Raw genomic sequence first — 13,701 nt, forward strand, 5'->3', positions numbered from 1 at the left:
GCACACACAACTGCTTGAAACAAAAAGGCCCCACCTTTCGGCAGGGCCTTTCCATTTCACATTGCCGCAGCAGCGATCAGCGCAGCGAAACCACGTTGTCCGACACGCGCGGATCACGACGATCACCGCGATACTGGCTGGCCATCGGTTCGTCCGAAACTTCGAACACTTCGGTCGCGCCAAAGCCATTGAACGCGGTTTTCATTGCCGCGCCATAGGCACCCAGCATGCCGATCTCGATATAGTCGCCAACCTTGATGTCCGCCGGCAGTTCAAACGGACCTTCCATGTGGTCCATATCGTCGCAGGTCGGGCCATAGAAGCTGAACGGCTCCATTTGGATCTCGGTACCGTCATTAGCCACTTCGCCGCGCAGAACACGCACAGGAAAGCGCCAGCCCACATGGGCGGCATCGAACAGCGCGCCATAGGCACCATCGTTGATATACAGTTCGGTGCCGCGACGGCGTTCAACCCGCACGATCATCGAATTGTATTCGGCGCACAGCGCACGGCCCGGTTCGCACCACAGCTCGGCCGAATAGGACACCGGCAGCGATTCATAGGTGCGGTCGATCACGCCGAAGTAATCTTCAAGCGGGGGCGGTTCCATGCCCGGATAGATCGATGGAAAGCCGCCGCCGACATCGATGATATCGACCAGCACCGATGCGTCGACAATCGCTGCACGCGCCCGTTCCAGCGCTTGCACATAAGCGTGAGGGCTCATCGACTGGCTGCCGACGTGGAAGCACACGCCCAGCGAATCCGCCACCTGACGGGTTGCCTGCAGCAGTTCGCCGGCATTGGTCAGATCACAGCCGAACTTGGAAGCCAGGCTGAGTTCCGAATATTCGGACGAAACGCGCAGACGCACGCACAGCGTCAAATCTTCCGGGACATTGCCGTCGGCGTCAGCGGTCGCATCCTTGATCTTTTCCAGTTCCTCGAACGAATCGAGGCTGAACACGCGCACGCCATGGCTGTGATAGGCTTCGCGGATCGCGGCAGGTGCCTTGACCGGATGCATGAAGCACAGCGTCGCTTCCGGCAGCGTATCGCGCACCAGACGCACTTCCACAATCGAGGCCACATCGTAATGGGTCACGCCCGCGTCCCACAGAACGCGCAGCAGGTCGGCCGACGGATTCGCCTTCACCGCATAGAGCGACTTGCCCGGAAACTTCTCGACAAAGAAGCGGGCAGCGCGCGCAGCAGCGTGCGGACGGTTCAAAATGGCAGGTTGTTCAGGCGCGGATGCGCGAACTACAGCCAGTGCGTCAGGATGATGGTGCAACTCAAGGGACCCCCAAACGGAACTGATGAACAAAGCTGCCTTGCGGTTTGGAAGTCCCCATGGGGCAGCGAGAGGGGGTAAATAAGCCCCTTCGCCTGAATCTCAAGTGAAAATAATGCTGCAAAATAAGCGGGTCAAAAAAATGAAACATTTCCAGACGGATCGCCCGATTTCAGCGACTTAGCGCAGTCACCCAAGCGACACACCCTGCAACACGGCAAGACCGGCTGCGACCATCTTTGGCAGAATGTACCAAATGGCGAATCAACCACGCTCGCAGCCTTACGAAAGCCGGTCGCGGAAGTCCTCGTAAGTGAAGCCGCGCACCTTCTCCAGCGCATCGGTTTCGCTGTCCCACAGCCAGATCGAAGGCAGCGGCACGCCGTTGAACGTCGTGGTCTTGACCATCGAATAATGGCCCTGATCCAGAAATGCAAAGCGCACCCCGGCCTCGACCGCCACGGGCAGCCGATAATCACCGATCACGTCACCTGCCAGACACGACGGCCCGCCAAGCCGCACCGGCGCAGGTCCCGGCCCGCTATCTTCATATTCGTCGATGGGATGCTCACCCAGCATGGCCGGGCGATAGGGTGCTTCCAGCACGTCGGGCATGTGGCAGGTGGCCGAAATATCGGTGATCGCCAGTGGCATCCCGTTCCAGTGCGTATCCAGCACCGTGCCAACCAGAATGCCCGCATCCAGCGCCACGGCTTCACCCGGCTCCAGATAGATCTCGCAACCGGTGCGCGCCTTCACATCCTTCAGGAAAGCCACAAGATCGTCGCGCTGGTAATCGGCGCGGGTAATGTGATGCCCGCCGCCAAAGTTCAGCCATTTAAGCTGCCCCAGATAGGGTGCGATCCGCGCTTCCAGCGCCGCCCAGGTGCGCTTGAGTGGTTCGAAATCCTGCTCGCACAGGGTATGGAAATGCAGGCCCGAAACGCCTTCCAGATGCTCTACCGTCAACTGATCGACCGGGAAGCCAAGGCGTGAATGCGGCGCGCACGGATCGTAACGCGGCACTTCCCCTTCGGCATGAAGCGGGTTTACCCGCAGGCCGATGTCAAACGCCTCACCCGCATCACGCGCCGCCGCGATCTCATTCGCAAAGCGGGCGTGCTGTCCCGGCGAATTGAAGATCACATGGTCGGAAAGGCGCAGGATTTCAGGCAGATCTTCCGCCTTGTAAGCCGCGCAATATGTGGCGATTTCGCCCGCATAATGCTCCGCCGCCAGCTTCGCTTCCCAGAGGCCCGACGTGCAAACCCCGTTCAGGTATTCGCCCACGATGGGTGCCACCTTCCACATGGAAAACGCCTTCAGCGCTGCCAGAACCTTGATCCCGGCCCGGTCGCGCACATCGGCCAGCACGGCCAGATTGGCCCGCAACTTCGCCGCATCCACGACGAACGCCGGGCTATCCACCCGCGAAAGATCAAACCGCGCAAACGCGCCCGGATCACCGGCTCTGGTTTCCATCACCACATCCCCAAGACCGAAAGCCAAAATCAAAAACACTGCGCCCCCGCGCAGGCGGGGGCCTCATGCCGTCAAACACGGTGCGAACCGATGGAGGCCCCCGCCTGCGCGGGGGCGCACAAACTGTTCGGCGATCAGAACTCCAGCGGACCTGCCAGTTCCTTCACCTGCCAAGGCAACCCGTGCTTGTTCAGCATGTCCATGTAGGGATCGGGATCGAACTGTTCCATGTTGAACACGCCCGCGCCGTTCCACACGCCCTGCACCATCATGGCCGCGCCAATCATGGCGGGGACACCGGTGGTATAGCTGACGGCCTGGTTGCCGGTTTCGGCAAAGGCGTCTTCGTGATCGCAGATGTTGTAGATGTAGAAGGTCTTTTCTTCGCCATCCTTCATACCGGTGGCGATGTCGCCAATATTGGTCTTGCCCTTGGTGCTCGCGCCCAGCGAAGCGGGTTCGGGCAGCACGGCCTTGAGGAACTGCAGCGGGATGATTTCCTTGCCTTCGTAGATCACCGGATCGATCCGGGTCATGCCCACGTTCTGCAGCACGGTGAGGTGCGTAAGATAGGCATCGCCAAACGTCATCCAGAAGCGGATGCGTTCGATTTCAGGCAGATGATGCGCGAGGCTTTCCAGTTCCTCGTGATACATCAGATACATGTTCTTCGGGCCGACCTGTTCGAAATCGAACTGCTGGCGGATGGTCAGCGCGGGGGTTTCCACCCATTCCCCGTTCAGGTAATGGCGCGCAGGCGCGGTCACTTCGCGGATGTTGATTTCCGGGTTGAAGTTGGTGGCAAAGTGCTGCCCATGGTCGCCGCCGTTGCAATCCAGAATGTCGAGCGTGCGGATCGTATCCAGCTTGTGCTTGCGCAGCCAGGTGGCGAACACGCTGGTCACGCCGGGGTCGAAGCCCGAACCCAGCAGCGCCATCAGCCCGGCTTCCTTGAACCGCTCCTGATAGGCCCACTGCCACGAATATTCGAACTTCGCCTCGTCGATCGGTTCGTAGTTGGCGGTGTCCATGTAGTTGACGCCAGCGGCAAGGCAGGCATCCATGATGTTGAGATCCTGATACGGCAGCGCCAGATTGACGACCAGCACAGGCTTCACTTCGTTGATAAGCGCGGTGGTCGCCGCAACATCATCGGCGTCGATCTGATAGGTGTCGACCGTAACGCCGGTGCGTTCCTTCACCGAAGCGGCAATGGCGTCGCACTTCGCCTTGGTGCGGCTGGCCAGCGCAATGCCGGTAAAGATATCGGAATTCATCGCCATCTTGTGGACCGCGACCGAGCCGACGCCGCCTGCGCCGATGACGAGAACTTGTGCCATGGTATCTCCAAATGCCTTGCGCCCGCGCACGTTACTGCCGCCGGCGATCATGGACGCGCCTCTAGTGTATCAGCATGACAAACCCAAGTCCTGTATTTGGCCCAAGGCCCAGTTAGTCGCCGGTAACAAAACCGCCGCATCACTGCCACACAACCGCAACCCGCCGGTTCTAATCGCCGCACCGAACCACAAGTGTCCGGGGGTTTTCATGGCAGAGCAGGCGCGTTCCCATCCTATCACGCGGTCGGTCGTGCGTCGTGGCTCCGGCATGGCCAACCGCCTGCTCGACCATACGTTTGCGCTGGCCTTTCGGGGGCTGGTCTATGCCCAGATCTGGGAAGACCCCGATGTCGACATGAAGGCGCTGCAGATTCGGCCCGACAGCCGGATGATCGCCATCGCCAGTGGCGGCTGCAACGTGCTGTCCTACCTCACAGCGAACCCGCAATCGATCACTGCGGTCGATCTTAACACCGCACATATCGCGCTGAACAAGCTGAAGATCGCCTCGGCCCGCCATCTGCCTGACTACGCGCATTTCCGCCGCTTCTTTGCCGAAGCCGACAGCGCGGCCAACATTGCCGCCTACCGCGCCCACATTGCCCCGCAGCTTGATGAAACCACACGCCGGTACTGGGAAGGCCGCGATCTGACCGGGCGGCGGCGCATCGCCGGGTTTTCCAGCAACATCTACAAGCGCGGATTGCTCGGCAACTTCATCGGTGTCGCCCACCTTCTCGCCCGGCTCTACCGCATCGACCTGTCCGCCATTCTTGATGCGCGCGACGTGGCAGAACAGCGCCGTGTGTTCGAAAACGAAATGGCGCCGGTGTTTGAAAAGCGCTTCGTCCGATGGTTGACCGATCAACCCGCATCGCTGTTCGGCCTTGGCATTCCGCCCGCACAATTCGATGCGCTGGCGGGCAACGAACCCATGGCCGAAGTGCTGCGCCGCCGCCTGTCAAAGCTGGCCTGCGATTTCCCCGTGGGCGACAACTATTTCGCATGGCAGGCATTTTCGCGCGGCTATGGCCGGGGTGATCGCTCGCCCCTGCCGCCCTATCTGCAAGAGGCGAACTGGAACGTGGTGCGCGAACGCGCCGACCGCGTTGACGTGCGCCACACCAATCTTACCGAACATCTGGCGGTGCAACCCCCGGCCTCGCTCGACCGCTATGTCCTGCTTGATGCGCAGGACTGGATGACTGACGATCAGTTGAATGCCCTGTGGGCCGAAATCATCCGCACCGCCCGCCCGCAAGCGCGCGTCCTGTTCCGCACTGCCGCTGAACCCACCCTCTTGCCGGGCAGGGTGGCCGATACGGTGCTGTCACGGTGGCGCTATGACGTCGCGCTGTCTGCTGAATGCACCGCGCAAGATCGTTCATCGATCTATGGCGGTGTCCACATCTACGAGCTGGCATAATGGCAACGCTCGCCCCCTCGCACCCTCATGGCGCGCTGATGGACGCGGTCTATCGGCGTCAAAAACACATCTATGACGCCACCCGCAAATACTACCTGTTCGGACGCGACGGGCTGATCCGCGGGCTGGAAGCGGCTCCCGGCATGGCCGTGCTGGAACTTGGCTGCGGCACCGGGCGCAATTTGGCCTGCATTGGCCGCGCATGGCCGGGGGCGCAGCTTTACGGTCTGGATATCTCGGACGAGATGTTGTCCGTCGCGCGTGGACGATTGGGCAGCGCCTGCCAACTGGCGCGCGGTGATGCCACCGATTTTGACCCGCAAGCGCTGTTCGGGCGGCAGACGTTTGACCGCGTGGTCATTTCCTATGCCCTGTCCATGATCCCGCAATGGCAACTGGCCATGGCGCAGGCCGCCTCTATGCTCGCTCCCGGCGGCACCCTGCATGTTGTGGACTTTGGCGATTTCGGCGGCCTGCCTGGTCCTCTGCGCAGCGCCATGCATGGCTGGCTGGCGCATTTCCACGTCACTCCGCGCGAAGATCTGGGCGCGGTGGCAGCGCGTGTGGCTGAACACGAAGACCTGACCATCCGCACCCTGCGCGGGCGTTTTGGCTATTTTCGCCGCATCACGCTGCGTCGCTGAAACAGCACTAGGTTGCATTTGACAATCTAACCCGCCGCAAGCACTCTCCCACCCGAAAACAAGAGGGAGACAGTGATGCAGGGGCCGATACTCACGCCCGCAGCGGTGCTGGTGCTGTGGACGATGGTCATGCTGCTGTGGATGGGGTTCACCCGGCTTCCGGCAATTGCCAAAATGGGCGGTCTGGCCAAGGCAAAGCCCGGCGGACGCGGGCAGGATCTGGAAGGCGTGCTGCCCGACCAGATCAACTGGAAAAGCCACAACTATGCCCACCTGATGGAACAGCCCACGCTGTTCTATGCCGCTGTCGTCATCCTTGCCATCATGGGCGCAGGCCAGCTCGATGTGACGCTGGCTTGGGCCTACGTCGTGATCCGCATCGTCCATTCGATATGGCAGGCCACGGTCAACCGCCTTCCGGTGCGTTTCACACTGTTCCTGCTGTCATCGCTATGCCTGATCGTTCTGGCGATCCGCGCCTTGGGGGCAACCATGGGCCACGGCTGAGTTTTCAAAAGAGGGGGAGAAATACAATGAAATCAGCGGAAATCCTGCAACCCGCCGTCGCACTGATGGCATGGACGATGTTTATGTGGCTGTGGATGTATGCCACCCGAATCCCGGCGATGAACGCGGCCAAGCTCGACCCGGATTCACTCGCCCGTGATCCATCCAGAACGCTGGATGATATCCTGCCTGCCAGCATCCAGTGGAAGGCCCACAACTACAACCACCTGCACGAAGCGCCGACGCTGTTCTACGCGGTCTGCCTTGTCCTTGCGGTGGCGGGCCTTGGCAACGGGATGAGCGCGCAGGTGGCATGGGCCTATGTCGGCCTGCGGGTTATCCATTCCATCGTTCAGGCCACGGTGAACAAGGTGATGCTCCGCTTCATCCTGTTCTCGCTGTCGTCCTTCGCCCTGATGGCGCTGATCTACCACGCCGCCCGCGCGGTGTTCTAATCCCGAACGAACAGACTGGCCAGTTCCACATGGGTTGACCAGCGGAACTGGCCTACCGGGCGCAGTTCGGCCAGCCTGTAACCGCCCGCGATCAGCCGCACCGCATCACGCGCCCAGCTTGCCGGGTTGCAACTGATATAGACCACCCGGCCCACCTTGCTCTGCGCAATCTGGTCCACCTGCTCTTGCGCGCCTGCCCGCGGCGGATCGATCAGCACGGCGGCAAACCGGTCAAGCTCTTCCACCCGCAACGGATTGCGGAACAGGTCGCGGTGCAGCGCATGGACAGGCCGCCCGTTCATCCGCGCCGCGCCCTGACAGGCCATATGCGCATCGCGCGCCGCTTCTGCCGCCAGCACCTTGGTCCCCGGCCCCGCCAGCGCAAAGGCAAACGTGCCCAGCCCTGAAAACAGGTCAGCCACGGTCACCGCGCCCGCCAGCCATTCACGCGCCGCGCCCACCAGCACCGCCTCGCCATCGCGCGTCGCTTGCAGGAAACCGCCTGGCGGCAGCGTAACCGGCGTCCCGCCCAGCGTCGCCGTCACCGGTTCCGGCTCCCACACGCCTTCAGGGCCATAGCCCGAATCCATCGTCAGCCGCGCAAGGCCGTTGTCGCGGGCGAAATCCAGCAGCGCCTCGGTCTTGGCCAGCCCTTCGGCGGACAGGCCCTTCAATCCCACCGACACGCCCTGATCTGCCAGCGCCACTTCCACATCAACCGCCAGCTTGCGATCGCCCCAGCCTTCCAGCAAGGTGCGCAACGGGCCGATCAGCGCGAAGATTTCAGGCGCCAGCACATGGCATTCGCGCATGTCGACAATCTTGTGCGATCCCTGTTCGCGGAACCCGATCACCACCCGCTTGCCAATCGCCTGCGCGTGCAGCGTGGCCCGACGGCGGCTGCGCGGAGGCGAAAGGTGGGCCGATGCAACCTCGCCCGTCTCCAGCCCCTGCCCCTTGGCCGCGCCCACCACGCGGTCGAACACATATTCGCCCAGCGCCGCCTCGGTCAGATGCTGCAACTGGCATCCGCCACAGGCCGGAAAATGGCGGCATTCCGGCTCGGCATGGTTCGGCCCGAACACCAGCGAACCGTCTGCCTGCAACACATCGCCCGGCGCAGCCAGCGTGGCATAGCGCCCGTCCGCCGTTGCGCCTTCACCCTTGGCGGCAACGCGCACGATCAGCCCTGCTTCACTCATTCCACAAAATCCCTAAACGCAAACGGCCCGGAAAGCTGCCTGCACAGCATGGGCCAGTTCTCCGGCAGTAAAGGCCGCGCCACACAATCGCGCCGCCTCTGCATGGAGCCAAAGCCCCTCTTCCGCCGCCTGCAACGCATTTCCATGCACCGCCAGTCGGCTCGCAATAGTCCCCGCCAGCACATCCCCCGTGCCTGCCACCGACAGCCACGATGACGCGCGCGGCGCCAGTATCAAAGTCCCTTCAGGCGCAGCAATCACGCTGTCCGGGCCTTTCAGCACCACCACAGCGCCAGTCTTCGCCGCCAGCGCCAAAGCCCTGTCCCGCCGCAATCCCGCGCCCGATAGCGCAAAACTGCGCTCCAGCGCTACCATTTCCCCTTCATGCGGGGTCAGCACGACCGGTGCGCCTGTCAGCATGGCGGGCCGCAACAGCACCAGCGCATCGGCATCGACCACCGCAGGCCGCCCCGCCGCCATCACGCGCGACAGCAACCGCGCCGCATCGTCCGACCGACCCAGCCCCGGCCCGACCAGCAGCGCCGCAACCCGCGCATCATCCGCCAGCCCGACAATATCACCGGAAACCACCAGTTCAGGCGGCGTGCCCGCTGGCACGGCACCGGCAGCAAGTTTCACATACCCCGCGCCCGCCCGCTGCGCGGCCGTAGCTGCCAGCAAGGTCGCCCCCGGCATATCCCCACTGATAATCCCCAGCAACCCGCGTCGATATTTGTGCGCATCGGCATCAGGCGCGCGCACCACCGGCCTTGCCAGAACACGCGCCGCGCCCTGCACCGCCGCCACGCCAATATCCACCAGTCGCACCGCGCCCATCGCCGCACAGGCAGGCATGGCAAAGTGCGCGTGCTTCCACGCCCCCAGCGCGACGGTCAGCGCAAAGCATGGCAAACCGGCGTTCAAAGCCCGCCCGCTATCGCTTTCCACACCGCTTAGCACATCGATGGCGATGCATTGATGATGCCTTGCGGCCACCCCCGTCAGCAACGTCAGCAAATCATCCGGCAAAGCCCGCGTCAGCCCACTGCCGAACAGGCAATCCACCAACACACCCCCGCAAAGCGACGGATCAGCGGCCACTACATCGCCGCGATAAAGCCCCCGCGCGGTCCGCGCCGCATCAGTTGCGGGATCACGCGCGGCGATCACCCGCACCGGATTGCCATGTTCCCGCAAGAATTCGGCGATCACCCAGCCATCGCCGCCGTTATTGCCCGGCCCGCACAGCACGGTCGCCATGCGTCCCGCTGCAATGCGCCGCACCCATTCGCCCGCACCGCGCCCCGCGCGTTGCATCAGTTCATCAACACTGATGCCGCCATCAATCAACGTCTGTTCGGCATCGCGCATCTGCGCGACGCTCAGCACCTGAGCCAGCACAGGCTCACGGCTGCGGGGCATCGGCCTTCATCCTTGCCGGAAAGCGATAACGGTCGCCCGCGACGGTAACCTGCAACACCCCTTCGGAAGACCATTCCGCCGTGGCTTCGTCAGCACCGTCGGCAGAAACCACCCCGCGCCCGTCATCGACCATCTGGAACCGGCGGAATGCGCCATCCTTGTGCCGCACGGTCAAGAAACGGGCATCGCCTACGCGCGAATCTTCCACGAAACAGTCCGGCAAAAACTTTGCCGCACCGCCCACCGCACAGTCGATAACCCTGCCCTTGGGCACGCTTTCCCCGCCGGAACATGCGGCCAGCGCCGCACAGGCCATCAGGGAAAGTGCCCGCCGCACCCGGTCAGCCGCGCTTGGTCAGTTGCGAAACGTCACGCACCGCGCCGCGCGCGGCGCTGGTCGCCATCGCGGCATAGGCCCGCAATGCTGCCGAAACCTTGCGCGGGCGATCCTTTTCAGGGTGCCAGCCCTTGGCGTCCTGTTCGGCCCGGCGGCTCGCCAGTTCTTCGTCAGACACGGCAAGGTTGATCGTGCGCCCAGGAATGTCGATTTCGATGGTGTCGCCATTGCGCACCAGCCCGATATCGCCACCTTCGGCCGCTTCCGGCGATGCGTGGCCGATGGACAGCCCCGACGTACCGCCCGAAAAGCGCCCGTCGGTCAACAGGGCGCAAGCCTTGCCCAGCCCCTTCGATTTCAGATAGCTGGTGGGATAGAGCATTTCCTGCATCCCCGGCCCGCCCTTCGGCCCTTCGTAACGGATGACCACAACGTCGCCCGCCACGACCTGCCCGGTCAGGATCGCGGTCACCGCTGCATCCTGGCTTTCATAGACCTTCGCAGGCCCGGTGAACTTCAGGATGCTGTCATCCACGCCCGCCGTCTTTACGATACACCCATCGCGCGCGATATTGCCGAAGAGCACGGCAAGCCCGCCATCCTGGCTGAACGCATGTTCCTTGGACCGGATCACGCCCGCTTCACGGTCGAGGTCCAGTTCCTTCCAGCGGCGGTTCTGGCTGAACGCCACCTGCGTCGGCACGCCGCCCGGCGCGGCCCTGAAGAATTCCTGCACCGATTCCGAATTTGTGCGCGAGATGTCCCACAGGTTCAGCGCATCGCCCAGCGTCTTGGAATGCACGGTCGGCAGGTGGGTATGCAGCAGACCCGCGCGATCAAGCTGGCCAAGGATCGCCATGATCCCGCCTGCGCGATGCACGTCTTCCATATGCACGTCGGACTTGGCCGGGGCCACCTTGGACAGGCAGGGCACCTTGCGGCTCAACCGGTCGATATCGGCCATGGTGAAGTTCACCCCGGCTTCTTCGGCCGCGGCCAGAAGGTGCAGCACGGTGTTGGTCGATCCACCCATCGCGATATCAAGGCTCATTGCGTTTTCGAACGCTTCGAACGTGGCGATGGCGCGCGGCAGCACGCTTTCATCGTCCTGTTCGTAATGACGCTTGCACAGGTCCACGACCAGACGGCCCGCTTCAAGGAACAGGCGTTCACGGTCGGCATGGGTGGCCAGCGTCGAACCATTGCCCGGCAGCGAAAGGCCCAGCGCTTCGGTCAGGCAGTTCATCGAATTGGCGGTGAACATGCCACTGCATGAACCGCACGTCGGGCAGGCCGACCGTTCGATGGTTTCCACTTCTTCGTCGGTATAGCTTTCGTCACCCGCTGCAATCATTGCGTCGATCAGGTCGAGCGCATGTTCCTTGCCGCGCAGAATCACCTTGCCCGCTTCCATCGGCCCGCCAGACACGAACACCACCGGAATATTGATGCGCATCGCCGCCATCAACATGCCCGGTGTGATCTTGTCGCAGTTGGAAATGCACACCATGGCATCGGCGCAGTGCGCGTTGACCATGTATTCCACGCTATCGGCAATCAGGTCACGGCTGGGCAGCGAATACAACATCCCATCGTGGCCCATGGCGATGCCATCATCCACCGCGATGGTGTTGAATTCCTTGGCAACGCCGCCCGCAGCCTCAATCTCGCGCGCAACAAGCTGGCCCAGATCCTTCAGGTGAACGTGCCCCGGCACGAACTGGGTAAAGCTGTTGACCACCGCAATGATCGGCTTGCCGAAATCGCTGTCCTTCATGCCCGTGGCACGCCACAGCCCTCGCGCGCCGGCCATATTGCGGCCATGGGTGGTGGTGCGTGAACGATAGGCAGGCATGAGGTAAAGCTCCAGTCAAGGAATCGACTTATTTTGCGACTTGGGCAGCCACCTAACGCAGTGCGAGCCTCGCGTCGAAGGTTTAAATTACAACCATGTCAACGGCACGAAAAGCCCAGAAACCCTAGGTAATTGCAACCGCAACCTGATTGGCGATCCGGGCCAGACGTTGCGCCCACTCGGCCTGCCCCTGTTCGTGCCCGATCAAGTCCTGCCGCACCTCGATGCCAAGGTATGGCCTGCCGTCTTCTTCCGCATGGCGGTTCATCGTCGCGTTCAACAGCCTGCCCGAATAAGGAAGCTGATCGCCCACGCACAGCCCTTCGGCCTCAAGCAACGGAATGGCGATCCGCGCCGCGCGGTCGTCCTCATTATACAGCACGCCCACATGCCACGGGCGCGGTTCGTCGCTTGATGCCAGTTGCGGGGTAAAGCTGTGCAGCGAAACGATCAGCGCCTGCGGCACATCAGCCAGCAGCGCCGCCAACCCATCGTGATAAGGCCGAAAGAACCGTGCCAGCCGCGCCTCATGCCCTGCATGATCCAGCGCATTGCCGGGAATGGCGTGCCCGTCACTTGCAATCGGCACCACTGTCGGCAGATGTTCATCGCGATTGAAATCGCAAACAAGGCGGCTGACATACCCCTGAAACGCAGCCGTTCCGGGCCGCTGCGCCATCAGCGCCCCCACTTGCGCCACGCCAATATCGACGGCGATGTGCTGCGTCAGCAAATCAGGCGAAATGCCAAGGTCGATGTCATCGGGCACCCGGTTGGATGCGTGGTCCGACACCACCAGAATGCCACCAAAACGCGGCGTGCCCAAAATGCGGTAAGCTTCGAAATCCATAAACCCACTTATCCGTTCGCACCCGGCGAAGTCGAGATGCCACAACCTCGCATCAACGCAAAAGCCCCGCCAGCGTCCACCACGCATCCGGCAACCCATCGCGCGCCGCATCGCGCGCCTCAACCGAGTCATACAGCGCAAAGCACGTTGCCCCCGACCCGGACATACGTACCAGCCACGCGCCAGTCTGGCGCAATGCGTCCAGCACATCACCAATTTCCGGCACCAGCGCCAGCGCAGGCGCTTCCAGATCACTACGCCCGGCCAGCGTCATTGTGCGCAAATCCGTGCCTTCCAGCGGTCCCCGGTCAACGCCGTCCCACCCCTTGAACACCGGCCCGGTCGCCAGTGGAATACGCGGATTGACCAGCAGCACCGGCACACCTGCCAGATCGTTGTCGATGGCCTCAAGCTCGGTTCCGGTCCCCCGTCCGATACACGCCCGGCTCTCGACACAAGCGGGGACATCCGCTCCCAACTTAGCCGCCCGCGCGTGCCAATCCTCAGGCAAACCATGCGCCCGCGCCACCATGCGGAAAATCGCCCCCGCATCGGCAGATCCGCCACCCAGCCCCGCGGCCACCGGCAGGTTCTTCTCCAGCGTAACCGCCCACCCCGCACCATGTGGCAGGCTGTTCAGCGCTTTGGCCACGATATTTCCGAACGGATCGTCCAGCGCCCCGCCAAACTCACCCGTCACCCGCAGAAAATCCCGCTCCGCCGCAACCGCCGTCAGTTCGTCCCCTGCATCGACAAAGGCGAACAGCGTCTCCAGTTCATGATACCCATCCTCCCTGCGCCGCCGCACATGCAGCGCCAGGTTGATCTTGGCATAAGCGGTTTCTTTCATCATTCCTCTGTCCTGAAACGACAAAAGCGCCGAG

13 protein-coding genes are annotated in these 13,701 nt (G+C 62.6%); 4 read left to right on the forward strand and 9 right to left on the reverse strand.

Features of this window, described 5'->3' with window-relative positions:
* Positions 1–76: 76 nt before the first annotated feature.
* The 3 genes from OVA07_RS12680 to OVA07_RS12690 all read right to left on the reverse strand — a co-directional run bounded on the left by OVA07_RS12680 (position 77) and on the right by OVA07_RS12690 (position 4,119).
* Complete coding sequence (locus OVA07_RS12680) at positions 77–1,297, reverse strand: type III PLP-dependent enzyme (RefSeq protein WP_268171795.1); 1,221 nt, start codon at positions 1,295–1,297, stop codon at positions 77–79.
* A gap of 282 nt (positions 1,298–1,579) precedes the next feature.
* Entirely contained in the window at positions 1,580–2,779 is a 1,200-nt protein-coding gene (locus OVA07_RS12685) for a carboxynorspermidine decarboxylase (RefSeq protein WP_268171796.1), read from the reverse strand.
* Positions 2,780–2,913: 134 nt separating this feature from the next.
* On the reverse strand, positions 2,914–4,119 hold the full coding sequence (locus tag OVA07_RS12690) for a saccharopine dehydrogenase family protein (RefSeq protein WP_268171797.1): 1,206 nt from the start codon (positions 4,117–4,119) through the stop codon (positions 2,914–2,916).
* Between the two features lie 208 nt (positions 4,120–4,327).
* Here OVA07_RS12690 and OVA07_RS12695 point away from each other — a divergent pair, with 208 nt between their 5' ends.
* The 4 genes from OVA07_RS12695 (at position 4,328) to OVA07_RS12710 (ending at position 7,151) form a co-directional block, all read left to right on the forward strand.
* Positions 4,328–5,545, forward strand: a complete 1,218-nt coding sequence (locus tag OVA07_RS12695; protein ID WP_268171798.1) for a DUF3419 family protein — start codon at positions 4,328–4,330, stop codon at positions 5,543–5,545.
* Positions 5,545–6,189, forward strand: a complete 645-nt coding sequence (locus tag OVA07_RS12700) for a class I SAM-dependent methyltransferase (RefSeq protein WP_268171799.1) — start codon at positions 5,545–5,547, stop codon at positions 6,187–6,189. The genes OVA07_RS12695 and OVA07_RS12700 overlap by 1 nt, the downstream gene beginning before the upstream one ends.
* 75 nt (positions 6,190–6,264) lie before the next feature.
* The gene (locus tag OVA07_RS12705) at positions 6,265–6,696 is read left to right on the forward strand and encodes an MAPEG family protein (RefSeq protein ID WP_268171800.1); all 432 of its coding nucleotides are present in this window, start codon (positions 6,265–6,267) and stop codon (positions 6,694–6,696) included.
* Between the two features lie 26 nt (positions 6,697–6,722).
* Positions 6,723–7,151: an MAPEG family protein gene (locus tag OVA07_RS12710; RefSeq protein WP_268171801.1), complete on the forward strand. Its 429-nt coding sequence runs from the start codon at positions 6,723–6,725 to the stop codon at positions 7,149–7,151.
* On the opposite strand, the gene OVA07_RS12715 is transcribed toward OVA07_RS12710, so the two are convergent.
* The 6 genes from OVA07_RS12715 to OVA07_RS12740 all read right to left on the reverse strand — a co-directional run bounded on the left by OVA07_RS12715 (position 7,148) and on the right by OVA07_RS12740 (position 13,667).
* Entirely contained in the window at positions 7,148–8,353 is a 1,206-nt protein-coding gene (locus tag OVA07_RS12715) for a class I SAM-dependent RNA methyltransferase (protein ID WP_268171802.1), read from the reverse strand. The two genes, OVA07_RS12710 and OVA07_RS12715, sit on opposite strands and share 4 nt — an antisense overlap.
* Before the next feature lie 12 nt (positions 8,354–8,365).
* On the reverse strand, positions 8,366–9,775 hold the full coding sequence (locus OVA07_RS12720) for an NAD(P)H-hydrate dehydratase (protein WP_268171803.1): 1,410 nt from the start codon (positions 9,773–9,775) through the stop codon (positions 8,366–8,368).
* Positions 9,759–10,091, reverse strand: a complete 333-nt coding sequence (locus tag OVA07_RS12725) for a hypothetical protein (RefSeq protein WP_268171804.1) — start codon at positions 10,089–10,091, stop codon at positions 9,759–9,761. Before OVA07_RS12725 ends, OVA07_RS12720 begins: the two co-directional genes overlap by 17 nt.
* A gap of 25 nt (positions 10,092–10,116) precedes the next feature.
* On the reverse strand, positions 10,117–11,967 hold the full coding sequence (ilvD, locus tag OVA07_RS12730) for a dihydroxy-acid dehydratase (RefSeq protein ID WP_268171812.1): 1,851 nt from the start codon (positions 11,965–11,967) through the stop codon (positions 10,117–10,119).
* A gap of 124 nt (positions 11,968–12,091) precedes the next feature.
* On the reverse strand, positions 12,092–12,817 hold the full coding sequence (locus tag OVA07_RS12735; RefSeq protein ID WP_268171814.1) for an N-formylglutamate amidohydrolase: 726 nt from the start codon (positions 12,815–12,817) through the stop codon (positions 12,092–12,094).
* Positions 12,818–12,869: 52 nt separating this feature from the next.
* Positions 12,870–13,667 carry a 4-(cytidine 5'-diphospho)-2-C-methyl-D-erythritol kinase gene (locus tag OVA07_RS12740; RefSeq protein WP_268172707.1) on the reverse strand — a complete coding sequence of 266 codons (798 nt, stop codon included), beginning with the start codon at positions 13,665–13,667 and terminating at the stop codon, positions 12,870–12,872.
* Positions 13,668–13,701: the final 34 nt, after the last annotated feature.

It is taken from the genome of Novosphingobium sp. SL115 (assembly GCF_026672515.1).
In the GTDB taxonomy this organism is placed as follows: Bacteria; Pseudomonadota; Alphaproteobacteria; order Sphingomonadales; family Sphingomonadaceae; genus Novosphingobium.